The 16,917-nt window shown below is 69.1% G+C and carries 15 protein-coding genes and 1 pseudogene; 14 read left to right on the plus strand and 2 right to left on the minus strand.

The genetic code is table 11. The features are described from left to right. Positions 1 to 4 precede the first annotated feature (4 nt). The 12 genes and pseudogenes from gmd to E8A74_RS28705 all read left to right on the plus strand — a co-directional run bounded on the left by gmd (position 5) and on the right by E8A74_RS28705 (position 13,549). A complete protein-coding gene (gmd, locus tag E8A74_RS28655; RefSeq protein WP_136932265.1) occupies positions 5 to 1,003 on the plus strand; it encodes a GDP-mannose 4,6-dehydratase in 999 nt (332 codons plus the stop codon). After that, a pseudogene (locus tag E8A74_RS56095) lies at positions 1,000 to 1,311 on the plus strand (hypothetical protein); the annotation flags it as partial. The gene gmd and the pseudogene E8A74_RS56095, both read left to right, overlap by 4 nt. A 1,070-nt stretch (positions 1,312 to 2,381) precedes the next feature. Further along, positions 2,382 to 3,407, plus strand: coding sequence for a UDP-glucuronic acid decarboxylase family protein (locus E8A74_RS28665; RefSeq protein WP_136932267.1), 1,026 nt, complete (start codon positions 2,382 to 2,384; stop codon positions 3,405 to 3,407). 8 nt (positions 3,408 to 3,415) lie between these two features. Continuing rightward, positions 3,416 to 4,588, plus strand: coding sequence for a glycosyltransferase family 4 protein (locus E8A74_RS28670; protein ID WP_136932268.1), 1,173 nt, complete (start codon positions 3,416 to 3,418; stop codon positions 4,586 to 4,588). After that, the gene (locus E8A74_RS28675; protein WP_136932269.1) at positions 4,585 to 5,730 is read left to right on the plus strand and encodes a glycosyltransferase family 4 protein; all 1,146 of its coding nucleotides are present in this window, start codon (positions 4,585 to 4,587) and stop codon (positions 5,728 to 5,730) included. The genes E8A74_RS28670 and E8A74_RS28675 overlap by 4 nt, the downstream gene beginning before the upstream one ends. Then, positions 5,727 to 7,313 (plus strand): lipopolysaccharide biosynthesis protein, encoded by a 1,587-nt coding sequence (locus tag E8A74_RS28680; RefSeq protein ID WP_136932270.1) that lies wholly within the window; start codon positions 5,727 to 5,729, stop codon positions 7,311 to 7,313. The genes E8A74_RS28675 and E8A74_RS28680 overlap by 4 nt, the downstream gene beginning before the upstream one ends. Before the next feature lie 31 nt (positions 7,314 to 7,344). Next, positions 7,345 to 8,331 (plus strand): NAD-dependent epimerase/dehydratase family protein, encoded by a 987-nt coding sequence (locus E8A74_RS28685; RefSeq protein ID WP_170229448.1) that lies wholly within the window; start codon positions 7,345 to 7,347, stop codon positions 8,329 to 8,331. A gap of 52 nt (positions 8,332 to 8,383) precedes the next feature. Beyond that, the gene (locus E8A74_RS28690) at positions 8,384 to 9,322 is read left to right on the plus strand and encodes a glycosyltransferase family 2 protein (RefSeq protein WP_136932272.1); all 939 of its coding nucleotides are present in this window, start codon (positions 8,384 to 8,386) and stop codon (positions 9,320 to 9,322) included. After that, the gene (locus E8A74_RS28695; protein WP_136932273.1) at positions 9,319 to 10,131 is read left to right on the plus strand and encodes a class I SAM-dependent methyltransferase; all 813 of its coding nucleotides are present in this window, start codon (positions 9,319 to 9,321) and stop codon (positions 10,129 to 10,131) included. The genes E8A74_RS28690 and E8A74_RS28695 overlap by 4 nt, the downstream gene beginning before the upstream one ends. A 12-nt stretch (positions 10,132 to 10,143) precedes the next feature. Then, entirely contained in the window at positions 10,144 to 11,601 is a 1,458-nt protein-coding gene (locus E8A74_RS52815) for a hypothetical protein (protein ID WP_170229449.1), read from the plus strand. Continuing rightward, a complete protein-coding gene (locus E8A74_RS52820; protein WP_170229450.1) occupies positions 11,598 to 12,641 on the plus strand; it encodes an acyltransferase family protein in 1,044 nt (347 codons plus the stop codon). The genes E8A74_RS52815 and E8A74_RS52820 overlap by 4 nt, the downstream gene beginning before the upstream one ends. 8 nt (positions 12,642 to 12,649) lie before the next feature. Next, complete coding sequence (locus tag E8A74_RS28705; RefSeq protein ID WP_136932274.1) at positions 12,650 to 13,549, plus strand: sialate O-acetylesterase; 900 nt, start codon at positions 12,650 to 12,652, stop codon at positions 13,547 to 13,549. 99 nt (positions 13,550 to 13,648) lie between these two features. On the opposite strand, the gene E8A74_RS28710 is transcribed toward E8A74_RS28705, so the two are convergent. Together E8A74_RS28710 and E8A74_RS28715 are read right to left on the minus strand one after the other, a co-directional pair. Beyond that, on the minus strand, positions 13,649 to 14,371 hold the full coding sequence (locus E8A74_RS28710; protein WP_136932275.1) for a hypothetical protein: 723 nt from the start codon (positions 14,369 to 14,371) through the stop codon (positions 13,649 to 13,651). Between the two features lie 12 nt (positions 14,372 to 14,383). After that, complete coding sequence (locus E8A74_RS28715) at positions 14,384 to 15,049, minus strand: lamin tail domain-containing protein (protein ID WP_136932276.1); 666 nt, start codon at positions 15,047 to 15,049, stop codon at positions 14,384 to 14,386. 140 nt (positions 15,050 to 15,189) lie between these two features. On the opposite strand from E8A74_RS28715, the gene E8A74_RS28720 reads away from it, so the two are divergent. Together E8A74_RS28720 and E8A74_RS28725 are read left to right on the plus strand one after the other, a co-directional pair. Next, positions 15,190 to 15,924: a class I SAM-dependent methyltransferase gene (locus tag E8A74_RS28720; protein WP_136932277.1), complete on the plus strand. Its 735-nt coding sequence runs from the start codon at positions 15,190 to 15,192 to the stop codon at positions 15,922 to 15,924. A 5-nt stretch (positions 15,925 to 15,929) separates the two neighbouring features. Then, complete coding sequence (locus E8A74_RS28725) at positions 15,930 to 16,910, plus strand: CgeB family protein (protein ID WP_136932278.1); 981 nt, start codon at positions 15,930 to 15,932, stop codon at positions 16,908 to 16,910. The last annotated feature ends 7 nt before the right edge of the window (positions 16,911 to 16,917 follow it).

The raw sequence follows: 16,917 nt of genomic DNA on the forward strand, positions 1-16,917 counted from the left end.
CCGCATGAAACGCGCGCTCATCACCGGCATCACGGGCCAGGACGGCTCGTACCTCGCGGAGCTGCTCCTCGGCAAAGGCTACGAGGTCCACGGCATCATCCGTCGCTCCTCCTCCTTCAACACCGAGCGCATCGACCACCTCTACCGCGACCCCCACGAGCGCGGCGTCCGCCTCTTCTTGCATCACGGCGACCTCAACGACGCCTCCTCGCTCCAGTCGATCCTCGCCGAGGTCCAGCCCGACGAGATCTACAACCTCGGCGCGCAGAGCCACGTCCGCGTCTCCTTCGACATCCCCGAGTACACCGGCGAGGTCACCGCCCTCGGCGCCGTTCGCCTCCTCGAAGCCATGCGCAAGATGCGCGTCGCGGCGCGCTTCTACCAGGCGAGCTCCAGCGAACTCTACGGCAAGGTCGCCGAGATCCCGCAACGCGAGACCACGCCTTTCCACCCGCGGAGCCCCTATGCCGCGGCCAAGGCGTATGCCTTCTACGTCGCGCAGAACTACCGCGAGGCGTACGGCATGCACGTCTCGAACGGCATCCTCTTCAACCACGAGAGCGAGCGCCGCGGCGAGACCTTCGTCACCCGCAAGATCACGCGCGCCGTCGGCCGCATCAAACAGGGCCTCCAGCGCGAGCTTTGGCTCGGCAACCTCGACGCCCGCCGCGATTGGGGCCACGCCGAGGACTACGTCGAGGCCATGTGGCGCATGCTCCAGCAGGACCAGGCCGACGATTACGTCATCGGCATGGGCGAGACGCACGCGGTGCGCGAGTTTTTGGAGCTTGCGTTCCGCCACGCGGACCTCGACTGGCAGGAATACGTGCGTATCGACCCCAAGTATTTCCGGCCGGCCGAGGTCGACGTCTTGCTCGCGGACCCGACGAAGGCGCGGGAAAAGCTCGGGTGGACGCCGAAGGTCACGTTCCCGGAGCTCGTGCGGCGTATGGTGGATTCGGACCTCGAGCTCGCGGCCCGGGAAAAGCGGGCGCGGGGATGAACGGCTCGTTCGGGTACGTCAACGGCAGGCCCGGCTCCGCGATCGACGAGGCCCGGTTTTCCCCGAATGCCGTGACGTCCGCCGACGGCCGTTTCACCATCGTCTTCGAAGGCGACCGCGAAACCCCCGAAGGCGTCCTCGCCGCGTACGCCGCCCGCGGCAAGCGTGCGATCGAAGAGCTGCGGGGCGGTTTTGCGCTGGGTCTTTGGGACGCGACCGAGCGGACACTCCTGCTCGCGCGGGATCCGATCGGCATCAAATCCCTCTACGTCGCCACGGCCCCTGGAAAGCTCGCCTTCGCCTTCGAGGTCTGGACGCTCGCCGCGCAGGGTTTTGCCGAAAAACGGTTGTCTCGCCGCGCAGTCGGGAGCTTCCTCGCCACGGGTGCCGTCGCCGAGCCCGACACGATCCTCGAAGGCGTCTCGCCTCTGCCTCCCGCGACGATCCTCACGTACTGCGACGGCCACGCGCGCAGCGCCACGTACTGGGAGCTGCCGATCGAGCCACGCTCCGACGTCGATCCGCGCGACGTCGAGGCCGCGCTCATCGAGGCCGCCTTGCCTCCGGCGGCCCCGCCCCTCGCCCCCGACGAGCGCGAGATCACGGAGGCCATCGAGGCGCTCGATCAACCTTCCACCTCGTTCCTCCACGCCTTCCGTGCCGCGAAGTCCGCGGGCGTGGCGGCCTTTTCTGACCTCGGCCGGAGCGCGCTTTTCCCCGCGGCGAGCCGCATCCTCCACTTCGGAGCGCTCTTCGCGAGAGACCGGTCCGTCGAGCGCGCCTACGCCGGGCTCCGTTGCATGGAAAGGACGGACGCGCTCGCTGCGGCCTCCTTTCGCGACGGCGGAATCGCCACGCACCCGAACCTGCTCCTTCTCGAAGGCAACGCGCTCCTGCCGGTCAGGATCCCCGAGAAGCTCGAGCCCTCCCTCGCGCGTCGGAACATCCGCCTCGATCGCGCGCTCGCCGCGCTCGACCTCGCGAACGACCTCCACGGCACAGCCCTCCGCGACGCCGACCTCGCGTGCCGCCGCCTTGGCCTCTCGCTCCGCGCCCCGCTCCTTGATCGCGCCATCGTGGAGCACGCCCTCGGCCTCCCGCTCCGCGGCACGTTCCGCCACACCCGCGCTCGCCCGGCGCCCACGCCGCCGCTCGCCGCGTGGCTTCGGGGCCCGCTCCGCGCCTGGGCCGAACGAAAGCTCCTCGACGAGGCTCGGCGCTACGCTCCTTTCCTCGACGCACACGTCCTCGCCGTTTTCTGGCGCGGCATCTTCGACGACAAAGGCACACACGCCGCGCCCAACCTCTTCGCCTGGGCCACGCTCATCGCCTATCTGCAAAGCCATGACGCAACGATCTGACGGAGGACTCTGCTGACATGGGACTCGGCGCTGCACGCAAGACCGCGCTCGTCACGGGCGCTGCGGGATTCCTCGGATCGCACCTCGTCGATCGCTTGCTCGACGAGGGCTACGAGGTCGTCGGTATCGACAACCTCATGACCGGCGACCTCGGCAACCTCGAGCGCGCCGGCCGCGACCCGCATTTCCACTTCCAGATGGGCGACGTCCGCGAGTCCATCCACGTCTACGCCGAGCTCGTCTTCAACTTCGCCTGCCCCGCCTCGCCCGTCCATTACCAGAGCGACCCGCACGCCACGCTCACCACGAGCGTCCTCGGCGCCCTCCGCCTCGTCGAAATGGCCCGCGGCCGCCGCTGCACCATCGTCCACGCCTCCACCTCCGAGGTCTACGGCGACCCCACGGTCCACCCGCAGCCCGAGAGCTACTGGGGCAACGTCAATCCGATCGGCGAGCGCTCCTGCTACGACGAAGGAAAACGTTGCGCGGAGACCCTCCTCAACGACGCCCGCCGCGCCTGGGGCGTCGACGTCCGCATCGCGCGTATCTTCAACACCTATGGCCCGCGTATGGCCTTCGACGACGGCCGCGTCGTCTCCAATTTCATCGTCCAGGCGCTCCGCGGCAAGCCCCTCACCCTCTTCGGCGACGGCAAACAAACCCGCTCCTTCTGCTTCGTGAAGGACCTCATCGAAGGCATCCTCGCCCTCGCCCGCCCCGAGCCCCTTCTCGGACGATGGGGGCTCCGCCCGGACGAGCCGGGCTCTGCCCCCATACCCCCGTTTGGCCCCGTGAACCTCGGCAACCCCGAGGAATTCACCATTCGTGAGCTCGCCGAAGAGGTCCTCCGCATCGTCGGCTCCGACCTCGAAATCATCCACGCGCCTTTGCCCGCTGACGACCCGCGCCAGCGCAAGCCCGACATCACCCGCGCCCGCGAGCTGCTCGGCTTCTCGCCGCGCATTGGCCTCCGCGACGGGCTCCGCGCCACCGTCGTCGATTTCCAGGCCCGGCTCGCCGAGCGCAGCCCGAAAGGACGATAGGCTCCGCCATGGTCCGGATCGCGATCCTCGCGACGCACCCGATCCAGTACCAGGCGCCGCTCTACCGCGCGCTCGCCGCCCGCGACGACGTCGCCCTCAAGCTCTTTTTCTGCTGGGACTTCGGCGTCAAGGAGACCCGCGACCCCGGCTTCGGAAAGACCATCCGCTGGGACGTCCCCCTCCTCGAAGGCTACGACCACGAATTCGTGCCGAACGTCTCGAAGCGCCCCGGCACGGACCATTTCTTCGGCCTCGTGAACCCCGGCGCCTTCGCGCGCATGTCCGCGTTCCGGCCCGACGTCCTCATCGTCCACGGCTACGCCCATTTCACCGAGCACGAGGTCATGGTGCGGGCCCACCAGAAGGGCATCCCCGTCCTGCTCCGCGGCGAATCGAACCTGCTCGCCGAGCGCCCGTCGCACGTCGCGCTCGCCAAGCGCCTCGCCTTGCCCCCGATCTTCCGCCGCCTCGGCGGCGCCCTCGCGATCGGCACCCTCTCCGCGCACTACTTCGAGCATTACGGCGTCCCGAAAGATCGCGTCTTCATCGCCCCCTACACCGTCGACAATTCGTTCTTTCAATCCCAGGCCGAGACGGTCCGCGAAGAAGCCCGCGCCTTCCGCAAGGAGCTCGGCATTCCCGCGGACGACCTCGTCGTCAATTACGCCGCCAAGCTCATCCCCGTGAAGGGATGCGCCGACCTGATCCGCGCCTTCGCCGCGCGCCCGCGCCCGAAGACCCACCTCGTCCTCATCGGCGACGGCCCGCTCCGCGGCGAGCTCGAATCCCTGGCAAAGTCCCTCTCCGCGCGGGTCCATTTCGTCGGCTTCGTCAACCAGAAGCGCATGCCGGCCGCGTATGCCCTCGGCGACGTCTTCGCCTTGCCCTCGCGCTTCGAGCCCTGGGGCCTCGCCGTCAACGAGGCCATGAACCTCGGTTTGCCCATCATCGCCTCCGATCAGGTCGGCGCCGTCCCCGACCTCGTCGGCCCTGACAATGGCTGGGTCTACCCTGCGGGCAGCGTCGCTGCGCTCACGCGTGTCCTCGACGAGGCCCTCGCGCAACACGACGGGCGCGCCTCGCGCGGAAAAGCCTCCCTTCGCCGCATCGCGGCCTGGGACATCCCGCACACCGCCGAAGGCTTCGTCCGCGCGGCCCGCGCCGTCGCGTCGCGCGCATGAAGATCACGTTCCTCTGCCCCGATCTCGTCGACGCGCCCCACGGCGGCATCCCCACCGTGAGCCGCCAGCTCTTGCGCCAGCTCGAACGAATCGCCAGAGAGCGCCGTGTCCCGCTCGCGTTCGACGTGTGGGCCCTGCACGACGCGCCCCACGACACGCGCGCCGTCGCCCGCGAAGTCGGCCTGCAAACCCCGCCGCGACGCTTCCGCTCCTTCGGCGGCTCGCGCCTCGGGATGCTCGCCGAAGCCGCGCGCGAGCGCTCGGACGCGGACCTCGTCTTCACGACGCACATCGGCCTCGGCCCCGTCGCGCGCCTCCTGCGCCCGCGCGCGGCGCCCATCGTGCAGTTCCTCCACGGCGTGGAGTGCTGGCGCCCCTTGCCGACGCACCAGCGCGTCGGTCTTTGGGGCTCCCAGCTTTTGATCAGCAACAGCGCGTTCACGCTCGACCGCTTCTTCGACTGGAATCCCGAGCACCGGTCCATCCCGAGCAAGGTTTGCTGGCTCGGGCTTTCGAACGACCGCGCCACTCGTGATCTCGCGCCTCCGCCCGAAGACGCCGGCCTCTCCGCCCTCATCGTCGGCCGCATCCACCCCGAGGAGCGCTACAAGGGCCACGCCGAGCTCATTTCAATCTGGAACCACGTCCGCCGCCAGTGCCCCGACGCGCGCCTCGACATCGTCGGCGACGGCGCCGCGCGCCCCGCGTACGAGGCCCAGGCCAAGCGCCTCGGCCTGCTCGAAAGCGGCGCCGTCCGCTTCTGGGGCCGCATCCCCGACGACGACCTCCGCGCCCTCTACCAGCGCACCACCGTCTTCGCCATGCCGAGCCGCGGCGAGGGTTTTGGCCTCGTCTACCTCGAAGCCATGGCCGCGGGCGTCCCTTGCATCGGCTCGCTCGACGACGCCGCGCGCGAGGTCATCGTCGACGGCGAGACCGGCCTCTCCGTGCGCTACGGCGATCACGAAGGCCTCGCGCGTGCCCTCGTCGAGCTCTTCAGCGACGCCGAGTTCCGCGACCGCCTCGGCCGCGCCGCCCGCGCGCGTGTCCTCGCCTCCTTCACCGAAGACCATTTCGGCACGCGCATCTGGGACGCCCTCGCCGCGCTTCACCCCCGCGCCTTCGCGGCAGGCCCCGCATGAGCGTCGCGCAGGCCGAGCAGCAAACCCAGCGGCTCGGCGCGCCCGGCATGGCCGAGCGTGTGCTGCGTGGCGTCGCGGCCATGAGCGTCGTCGCGATCGTCGGTTACGTCGGCCAGCTCGTCATCGTCCCCGTCGGCATGCACGCCTGGGGCCCTTCGCGGTACGGCGAATGGACCTCGCTCTCGGCCCTCGTCGCGTTCCTGACGATGACCGACCTCGGCGTCCAGTCGCATGTCGTCAACCGCATGTGCGCGCATCACGCGCGTGGTGATCACGACCTCTTCCTCGCCGACCTCCACAGCGCGCTTCGCCTCCAGGGCCCGCTCGCGATCGGCATCTGGATCCTCGCCGCGCTCGTCACCGCGGTCTTGCCGCTCGAGACGTGGCTCGGCATCACCACCGCGACGCACCTCGAGACGTACCTCACGCTCGCGCTCCTCGGCTTCGAGCTCCTCCTCGGCGTCCCGCTCGGCGCCCTCCGCGGCACCTACCGCGCCACGGGCCAGCTCGTCCGCGCCGCGTACCTCACGGCCTTGAAGCGCGGCGTCGAGCTCGCGTTGCCCGTCGTGCTCATGCTCGCCGGCGCGCGTTTCCCCGTCGTCGCGCTCGCCCGTGTCGTGTGGGCCCTCGCGCTCGACGTGTACGTCGTGCGCGACCTGCACCGCCAAAACCCCTGGTTCCGCCTCACGCCCCTCGGCGGCGATAGCCAAGCGGGCCTGCGCATGCTCGCGCCCGGCGCGCTCTTCTTGCTCGCGGGCCTCGGCGAGTTCCTCGCCAACCAGGGCAACCTCCTCGTCATCCAGTCCGTCATCGGCGGCGAGGAGGTCTCTCGTTTCGCGACCCACCGCAACATCGCGAACATGGGCCGCATGCTCTCGATCCAGCTCACGACCGTCGTCTGGCCCGAGCTCACCGCGCTCGACGCGCTCGGCGATCCCTCGCGGCTCGTGCGCGCCCATCGCACCACGACGAAGCTCTCGGGTTTCCTCATCGGCCTCGCGCTCCTCGGCTTCTTGCCCCTCGCCGAGCCCGTCTACACCGCGTGGACCCTGAAAAAGCTCACGCTCGACCTCCCCACGCTCGGGATGCTCGTCGCGCAGGCCGTCTTTTGGGGCTTCTGGGGCGTCGGCTCCACCGCGCTCCTCGCGACGAACCGCCAGGGCCGCGTCGCGGTCCTGCTCACGGCGAACGCGGCGCTCGTGTTCGTCCTGTCCGTCCTGCTCGTCCCGCGCTTCGGCATCCGGGGCGTCGCGGCGGCCGCGCTCCTCGCGGATCTCGCGCTCGCGGCCTGGATCGTCCCGCGCGCCGCTTGCCAGGCGCTCGGCGACAGGTTCAGCGGCTACGCCCGCGAAATCCTGGGCGCGCTGGGCCTCGGCTTGCTCGTCCCGGCTGCGCTCGCGGCCGTGTTTTGGTGGTTTTTGCCCGAGGGGATCGTCCGGGCCATCCTCGTGCCGCCCGTCTTCGGCGCCCTCGCGCTTTTGCTCTTCTGGATCGCGCTCGCCCCCGAGGAGCGCGAAACTGCCCGGGGGCTCGCCGGGAAGATCCGTCGAAAGCTCGGCGGCACGCGGGGAGATGCCGCATGATCCGGACCCACGACGCGAAGGACAACGTTTCATGAAAGAAAAACACATCCTCGTGACGGGAGGCTTCGGCTTCCTGGGAAGCCATCTCGTCGAGCGCTTGCTCGCGGACGAAGACGCGCGCGTCCATGTCGTCGACAACCTCAGCACGAGCCCCCTCGATCACGAGGCCTACGTGCGCCGCGTGAACAACCCGCGCCTCACCTACGACATCCTCTCCGTCGAGGAATATTTCTCGCGTGGTGCCTTCGCTCCGTTCGCGGAGATCTACCACCTCGCCTCGGTCGTCGGCCCTGTCGGCGTCCTCGCGCATTCCGGCAAGATCACGAAGAGCATCACGGACGACACCTACCGCGTGATCGACATCGCGAACCGCACGGGCGCGCGCCTCTGCGACGTCTCGACGAGCGAGATCTACGGCGGCGGCCGCGACGGCTACTGCTCCGAGAACGACAACAAGATCATCACGCCCAAGGTCTCGGTCCGCCTCGAGTACGCCGTGGCCAAGCTCGCGTGCGAGATCGCGCTCGTCAACACGTGCAAGGTCTCGGACCTCTTTGCCGTGATCATCCGCCCCTTCAACATCGCGGGGCCGCGCCAGTCGGGCAAGGGCGGGTTCGTCCTTCCGCGCTTCATCAAGCAATGCCTCGCGGGCGAGCCGCTCACGGTCTACGGCGACGGCGGCATGATCCGCGCCTTCACGCACGTCGTCGACGTCGCCGAGGGCATCGTGCGCGCCTTGCGCCTCGGCCGCCGCGGCGAGGCCTACAACATCGGCAACCCGCAGAACAAGATCAGCATCCGCGACCTCGCCGAGCGCACCGTGCGCATCACCGCCTCCGAGAGCCGCATCGAGTACGTCGACCCGAAGGCCCTCTTCGGCCCGCTCTTCGAGGAGGCGAACGACAAGTACCCCGACGCCGACAAGGCCATGGGCGAGCTCGGCTGGCGTCCTCGCTTCGACCTCGACACCGTCATTCGCGACAGCGTGGAGTACATTCGTGCGGAGCGCCTCGACTGAGATTCCTTTGCCTCCGAAGCTCTCACCCAGGCCACCGCTTCGGGACGGAGACGTGCGCCCGCGCGTCTCCGTCGTCATGCCGACGTACAAACGCGCGCATCTGCTCGGCGCGACGTTGCGCTCGATCCTCGCCCAGTCGTTCGGCGATTTCGAGCTGCTCGTCCGCGACGACGGCCCGGGCGGCGACGGCACCGAGGAGGCCGTGCGTGAGGCCGCGGCCGGTGATCCGCGGGTCAAATATCACCACAACCCGAAGAACCTGCGCATGCCGGCGAACCTCAACGCCGGCATCGAGGACGCCGTCGGCGAGCTCATCGCGGTCTGCCACGACCACGACCTCTATCACCCGGACTTCCTCGCCGAGCTCGTGCGCCTGCTCGATCGTCACCCGCGCGCGCTCTTCGCGCACACGGGCCTCGAAATGGTCGACCAGGACGATAGGCCCCTCGGCGCGGTCCACGTCGGCCCCTGGCCCGAGCTCACGCGCGGCCGGGCTTGGCTCGACTTCATGCTCCGGAGCTTCAGCTCCCCGGTCTGCGCATTGACCCTCGTGCGGCGCGAGGCGCACGAGCGGCTGGGCCTCTACGACCCCGCGTTTGGCTTCATCGCCGATGTCGAGATGTGGATGCGCCTCTGCGAGCACGGCGACGTCGCGTATGCGGCCCGCCCGCTCGTTCGCGTGCGGAGCCGCGAGGACGGCCACGACGTCGACGTCAATCCGTGGCCCATCCACGCCTTCTCCTTCGCCATTCACCGCAAATACGTCCCGCGCCATTTCGAGGGCCCCGTGCGCCTCGCCAAGGAAGCCGCGCTCGCGCTTCGCGCCGACAAGCAGGTCCTGCACGAAGTCGCCTCGCGCCTCCGCCACGGAAAACCCATCGGCCTCGGCGCCTCGCTCGGCCCCCTCTGCGACCATGCGGGCCCGCTCTCGCGTGCCCTTTTGCCCCTCGTGGGCCCGCTCGAATTGTTCCTTCAGGAGAAACGCTCGTGAAGACCTCGCTCCTCGTCGGCCAGAGCCCCCTCGACATGATCCCGCGCGTCCTCGACGAGATCGTGGGCAGCCGGATCCTCGACGTCGGCTGCGGCGTCGGCGTCTATGGCTTCATGCTCCGGCATCGCTGGCAAGACACGCCGATCGGCTTTCGCCAGGTCCGCGAATACGACCGCCGCGACCCGCGCCTCGACGAGCCCGAGCTGCTCAGCGGCTGCGACCTCACGGTCCACAACCTCCGCCGCACGAGCCACCACCGCAGCTACGACGAGCTCGCCCTCGCCAGCGCCGACGCCCTCCCCTACCCCGACGATTACGTCGACACCCTCCTCTGCATCGAGGTCCTCGAACACCTCGACAAACCTGCGGCCCTGCGCGCCCTCCGCGATTTCGAGCGCATCGCCCGCAAGCGTATCGTCATCACCGTCCCGCGCGAGTCGCTCGACCCGCACACCGGCCACGACGAGCGCCCCTTCTTGCGCCTCGACACCCCCGACCCCGACGTCCAGGCCTGGACCTTCGCCGAAACGCATCGCTCGGCGTTCACGCCCTCCGAGCTGCGCTCCCTCGGCTTTCGTTGCGGCCGCAAGGTCGAGCCGGGCCCGCGCGCGCCGCTCCAGCTCGCGATGGCGCTCTGGCAGACCTACGGCCCGCCCGGCGGCCAGCTCCTCGCCGTGAAGGACCTCGACAAACCCGAGCGCACGCACCGCGGCGCGCTCCCGCCGCCGCCCGCGACCACCGAGGGATTCCCCGATTACCGGCCCGCGGAGCGCCGCCCCGCGCACACGCCCGCCGCCGAGGTCGGCTGAACCTCGGGAACCATGGCCGCGACGCTCGCACCGCCCTTCGCCACGACGGCGCAAGCCCGCCCGAGGGGCCTCCTCGATCGGCGTTATGGCCCGCTCGTCCTCCATGCGTTCCTCGTGCTCCTCGGCTTCACCACGCTCGGGTTCGCCGAATCCCCCGCCACCACGCTTTACGTCACCGGCGCCGCCGTCACCGTCGTCTTTCCGTGGATCATCCTCCTCGAAATTCGACGCGCGCCGCTCGGGCTGAGCCCGATCTCGTTTTATTTCGGCTGGAACACCATGGCCCTCGGCCTCGCGGCCATCCACCACGGCAACAAACTCGCGGACGGCATCCCCATCCGCTTCAGCGTCCAGACGATCTATCCGGAGGACCTCGCCGCGGGGTATGTCATGTACCTCCTCGGCTCGTTTGGCCTCCACGCGGGGCTCCAGCTCGTACGCCCGATACCGGAGCCCGGGGAGCGCGCGCCGTCCGGGGGCGCGGGCTTCTTGCTCCTCTGGGTCATCGGCATCCTCGTCCGGTTCGGCGACAAATTCATCGTCGGGATCGGCGCGTTCGGCGGCCTCTTGCAATGGGGTTCGCTCGCGGCGCTCACCCGTTACGTCATTTCCGCGTCCAAGGACCACCGCCGGGCCTCGTTCTGGCTGCTCCTCCTCCTCGGCACGGCCATCGAGTTCGCCGTCAACCTGCGCGCGGGCTCGAAGGCGTTCCTCATGTTCAGCTTCCTGCCCGCCGGCCTCCTCTTCGCTCGCGAGCGCGCCTTGCGCCGCTGGATGCCCGTCCTCGGGCTCGCCCTCACGGCGTTTTACCTCGGCGTCGTCGCACCCGTCGTCGCCGCCTCCCGCCAGGCGACGGAGCTCGCCGGCGAGAGCCAGAGCGATCGGATCGTCCGCACCTATTCGCAGGGCGATTATGGCGAAGGCGAGGGCATCGAAGAGCAGGCCACCGCCTTCTTCGAGCGCTCCTTCGAGCCGATCCCCGCCTCCTTCCTGTACGGCGAGGTCGAGCGGCACGGCCTCCGCTGGGGCGACACCTTCGATTACCTGGCCTACGCGTTCGTCCCCCGCATCTTCTGGCCCGACAAACCGACCGTCTCCCGCGGCGGCTGGTTCTACTATTACATCGGCGCCGCCCGCACCGAGGCCGAGGCCACGACCTCCATCGCCCAGACCGCCGCGGGCGAGATGTACTGGAACTTCGGCTTCCCCGGGGTCCTCCTCGGCCTCGGCACGATTGGCGCGCTCTTTGGATCTCTCTGGCGGCTCTCGACGGCGTTCCCCGAGCAGGATCCGATCCGGCTCGTGCTTTACATCGGCATCGTCTTCAACATGATCGACATGTCCGAGGCGGGGACCACGGTCGTCAACATTGCCTTCCGCACCATCGTCCTCGTACCGTCGATGTACCTGCTCGACCGCACGGCGAAAAGGCGCGCGGAGGCCCTCGCCGGAGTACGGTCCCCCTCATGAGCCGCGACGCACGAGGGACGAACGAGCCGGCCCGCATCGCCGGCCTCGACACGCTCCGTTTCCTCGCGGCGGCGATGGTCGTCCTCTCCCACCTCGGCCCGCCGCCCTTGCTCGCGGGCCTCGAACGCACGCACCGCGTCGCCTGGTTCCTCTCCGCCTCGTATGGCGTCGCGTGGAATGGCCCGGCCGCGGTCATCGTCTTTTTCGTCATCTCGGGCCTCTGCATCCACTGGCCCACGCTGGCGCGGCGCCCGTATTGGCCCGAGTATTTCGTCCGCCGCTACGTCCGGATCGGCATTCCCCTCCTCGCCTCGATTGCGCTCTCGTCCGCCGTCGGCATCCCTTACATCGGCCTCTCCGCGTCGATCCTGTGGAGCCTCCAGTGCGAGCTCGTTTACTACACGCTGTATCCGCTCCTCCTCGCCCTTCGTGATCGGTTTGGCTGGCGCCCGCTCATCGCAGGCTCGTTTGCCCTCGCGACGGCGGTGATCGTCCTCGTCGATCCCCGCGCGCTCCCGTACCCGGCGTATGGCTGGGCGCTGCAATGGGTCATCGGCTTGCCCTGCTGGCTGCTCGGTTGCTTGCTCGCCGAGCGAATTCAAGAGCGCCCGGCCCGAGCGCACCCCCGCATCTGGGCCTACCGCCTCGCCGTCTGGCTCGCGAGCGCGGCGGCCCTCGCGCTGCGGTTCCATTCTCCGATCGGGTATCCCTGGACCCTGAACGCCTTCTCGCTCCTCGTCTATGCGTGGCTCCTCGTGGAGATCCCGCACCTCGCGGCCTCGCGCGTGCCTCGTTTCTCCGAGCGCCTCGGCCTCTTCAGCTACTCGCTTTACCTCGTCCACCTGGCGGCGTGGGAGGTCTTCAAGAAATACTATCACCTCAAGCTCGGCCACCTCGTCGATTGGGCGCTCCTCATGGCCCTCGTGCTCGGCGTCTCCTACGTGTTTTTCCTCGTCTGCGAGGACCCGTCGCAGAAGCTCGCGCGACGCCTCGCGAAATCCCTCCGCCCGAAACCCGCGGCGCCGCTGCCGACGGCCTGACGCGCGCCATGCGCTCGCACCTCCGCGCCGCCGCGCTCCTCGCCCTCCCCTTCGCTGCGGGCGCGCTCGCCGGCGTGCTCGTGTTCCGCCACGTGGACAAACGCGCCCCGGCGCCACGCCCCGAGGCCGCGATCCCCGCCCGCGTCACGCTCCCGCCCGAGCACCTCGGCGCGCTCTCGTTGTTCGTCCTCGCCGGCCAATCCAACATGTCGGGCCGGGCGGCTTTGCCGAACCCGCTTCCTGCGGCGATTCCAGGCGTCTACATCTTCGGCAATGACGGCCGCTGGCACGAGGGTCGCGAGCCGGTCGATTTCGCGGAGGGCCAGATTGACGACGTCTCCGCCGACCCCGGCGCGGGCGCGGGTCCTTCCGTGGCGTTCGCGGCCGCGCTCCGCGACAAACAGAAACATCGCCCCATCGGCCTGGTTCCTTGCGCGAAGGGTGGCTCGTCCCTCGCGCAATGGCGCCGCCACCTCGGCGACGACACCCTGTACGGCTCGTGCCTGAAGCGCGCCCGCGCGGCGTCTCCCGCGGGCACGATCGCCGGCGTGCTTTTCTATCAGGGCGAAACGGATGCCATGGATCCCGCCTTCACAGCGGCGGATGCCCATCCCGATCCGTCGAAGTGGGCCGGTGCGTTCGAATCTTTTGTGGCTGACCTCCGCCGCGACCTCGGCGCGCCCGATCTGCCCGTCGTTTTCGCCGAGCTCGGCCCGCGCCCGACGGACGAACGTTTCCCCGCGTGGGAGCGTGTCAAGGAGCAGCAACGCGCTGTCGGGATGCCGGGCGTCGCGCGTATCCGCACGGACGATCTTCCGCTCCAGGATGCGGTGCATTTTGGATGGGAAGGGCAGGAGGCCATCGGGAGGCGATTTGCCGAGGCGATGGAGGGGCTTTTAAGGCGGTAAGGTTGCCACGCGTGGATCTTCTCCCCGGGGGCCTCGACGCAGTGGGCCGACTGAAATACGCTCCAATTGCCCGACGACTTCTGACACTCCCGCCGCGACTCAATTGCAGGTCGCGCCGTCCACGAAACACTTCTGAAAGTTGCAACGGCATTGGACCTGCCGGCCGCCCGGCAGGTCCGTGCTCCAGCCATCCTTGGCGCAATCGGAGAACGAGCACCGCGTACGCGCCGTGTCCCCGCCGGGCAAGTCCGTGTCCCAGCCATTTTTCATGCAATCCGAGAACGAGCACCGCGTACGCGCCGTGGTCCCGTCCGAAAAGCTCGTTTCCCAGCCATCCTTCATGCAATTGGAGAACGAGCACCGCGTCCGCGCGGTCGTGCCATCGGGGAAGCGGGCCTCCCAGCCGTCTTTCATGCAGTCGCTGAAAGAGCAACGCACGTCGACGTCGCCCTCGGGCGTCGAGGTCGTCCAGCCGTCCTTCAAGCAATTGCTGAATTTGCAACGGCCCGAGGCGAAGACCGCGGCGGCCACGTAACGCGCCGACTTCGCCTGCGCCTTTCGTTCGACCTCCTGCGCCGCGGCCCCGGCGGCGACGCGCTCAGCTTCGTCGGCCTGTATCTCCTCGACGCGCGTATCCTCCGCCGCATCTTCTCGTTCCGCCTCCGCGGCCCGCGCGGCGGCGCGATTCTCCGCGGGAACCTGAACCGGCTCGGGCTCGCCAAAGCCGCTCGTCTGCACTTGCAGGGGGAGGAGCGAACACCCCATGCCGAAAACGACGGGGAGCGCGGCGACGAGCGCCCAGCGGTGGGAACGATGCGGCATAGGACAACCCTTTCAGGGACCGGCCTTCGTGTTTTTCGCGCCGGGCGTGCCGCCGGGCGTGTAACCACCGCCGAGGATCTGCCCACCGGCCGGCGCCTTGGAAAATCCCCAACGGGAGGCGCTCTGCGTCTCGCCGAGAGGATCCTTGCGCTCCAGCGACACGTTCCGCGCGCACTTCGCCAGCCCCAGCGCGCCGTAATCGAGCGACGCGAGGACGACCGGGGTCGCGCCGTTGCAGCCGAACACCGTGACCTGATCCCCATCGTCGTTCAGGACGATGTTTCCGAGGTACACGAAGCTCGAATAAACCACATTTCCGGGCTGATCCGTCACACCCGGGAGGGCGGTGTGCCAGAAGGTGAGGTATCCGCCGGCCGGGATCGAGACGCCCGACGGAATGGCAAACACGCCCTCGTTGTCGGCGGGCGCCTGGCCCGCGCAGATGCTCGTGAGGTCCTGCGAGTCCGTGAGGAAAAGACCGCCGAGGGCCACGGCCTGCGCGCCATGATTGTAGAGCTCGATGAACTCGTACTTGCCCGTCGTCCCCTGGTTCCACGGGCGATACATCACCTCGTTCACCACGACCGTCTGGGCCGCGGCGACGGCCGGCGTGGCCACGAGGAGGGCCGAAACAACCAGCGCGCGCATCTGCCTCGCTCGGATCCCGGGGCGTGCCATGGAAGGAATGCTACCGCGGTCGGGCGCACGGGCGCAATCCGCGCCGCGGCCCTGCACGACCACGCGATGTCGGGCACGAGGGAAACCGCTGCCGCGCCCTTGCCTCGGCGCTCCGGCTTCTTCACCATGCGCTCCCGCACATGGCGTCGCTCGATGACATCACCAAGCGTTACTACGAGACGACGGCCTCGCGGGGCCACCGCCCGACCGCCGAGCACTACGCCACGAGCGCCGCGGGCCTCTTGCGCCGCCTCGGTCCTTGGCTCCCGAGCGATCGCACGACCCCGTGCCTCGACCTCGCCTGCGGCTGCGGCGAGCTCATCTACGCGCTCGAACAACGCGGGTTCGCCCGTACACACGGCGTCGACCTCTGCGTCGAGGAGCTCGACGAGGCCCGCAAGTTCGTACGCGCCGAGCTCGTCGTCGGCGACGTGATCGATCACCTCGCGGCCCAGCGCGAGGGCTCCTACGGCTTCGTGACGGCGTTCAACATCGTCGAACACCTGCCCAAGGAGCGGCTCGTCGACTTCTTCCGCGAGGCGCGCCGCGTGCTTCGCCCCGGCGGCGCGCTCGTGGGCATGGTGCCGAACGCCGTCTCTCCCTTCGGCGCGGCCGCGCGCTACTGGGACATCACGCATCAGATCGCGTTCACGCCGAACAGCCTCACGCAACTCGCTGCGATGACGGGCTGGGGCGACCGCGTGGAGTTCCGCGAGTGCGGCCCGGTGCCGTACGGCGTGAAGAGCGCGATCCGGTATGTCGCCTGGCGCGCGCTGCGCGGCGCGATTGCGGCGTGGTTTCTCGTGGAGAACGGGGCGCCGCGCGACGGGATTTATTCGTCGGACATGCTCTTCCGGCTGCGAAAGGAATCCTGAGCGCCATGCGTGTCCTCGTCCTCGGCCCTCGATTCGCGGACGGCTTTGCCGACAACGTCGCCGAGACGCTCGTGGAGATGGGCCACGAGGTGCTGGGCGCGGAAGAAGTCGATCACGCCGCGTATTGGTCCGTCCCTCGCCGCGCGCTCCGTATGGTGGAAGAGCGGGTCTTCGGGGACGCGCCCTTGCCGCAGGATCGCAAGCTCCTCCGCTTCGTCGAGGCGCGCCGCCCGGACGTCTTGCTCGCGCTCACGTGGGACGTGCACCCCGAGGTCCTCGACGCGCTCGGCCGCTTCGTCCCGGGCCGGCGCATTCTCTGGTGGGGCGACGCGCCCGCGAACAGCCGCAGGTTCGGGCTCGTGAATCCCTTCTGGGACAAGGTGTACGTCAAGGACCCGGACGCCGTGAAAAAGCTACGGCTCGCGGGCAAGGAATGCGCGCTCCTGCACGAGGCGATGAACCCGCGCTGGCATCGGCCGCTCGCGAAGCAGACGAGCGACGCCGTGGTCGTCGCAGGAAACTATTACGCCTTTCGCCAGGCCGTCCTCCTGCGCCTGCTCCGCGACGGCGCGCGGCTCGAACTGTATGGCACCGAGCCGCCGCCCTGGTCGGCAAAGGAGATCCGCGCGAGTTTTTCCGGGAAATACGTCGTCCGCGAGGAGAAGAGCCGCGTGTTCGGGGCGGGGATGGCTTGCCTCAACACGTTCGCGCTGGCGGAGGGCAATTCGCTGAATTGCCGTGCGTTCGAGATCGCGGGCGCCGGCGGGCTCCAGCTCGTGGAGTTCCGGCCGACGCTGCTCCAGTGCTTCGAGCCCGGAAAAGAGGTGCTCACCTTCGAGACGTACGAGGAGCTCCGGGGCCACCTCGAACACGCGCGCCGCTTCCCGGCCGACATGCTCGCGATTCGCGAAGCCGGCGCGCGCCGCGCCCTCGCCGAGCACACGTATCGACACCGGCTCGAAACCATCCTCGCGGATTTCGCCTGACGTTCTC

This window comes from Polyangium fumosum, assembly GCF_005144585.1.
GTDB lineage: Bacteria > Myxococcota_A > Polyangia > Polyangiales > Polyangiaceae > Polyangium > Polyangium fumosum.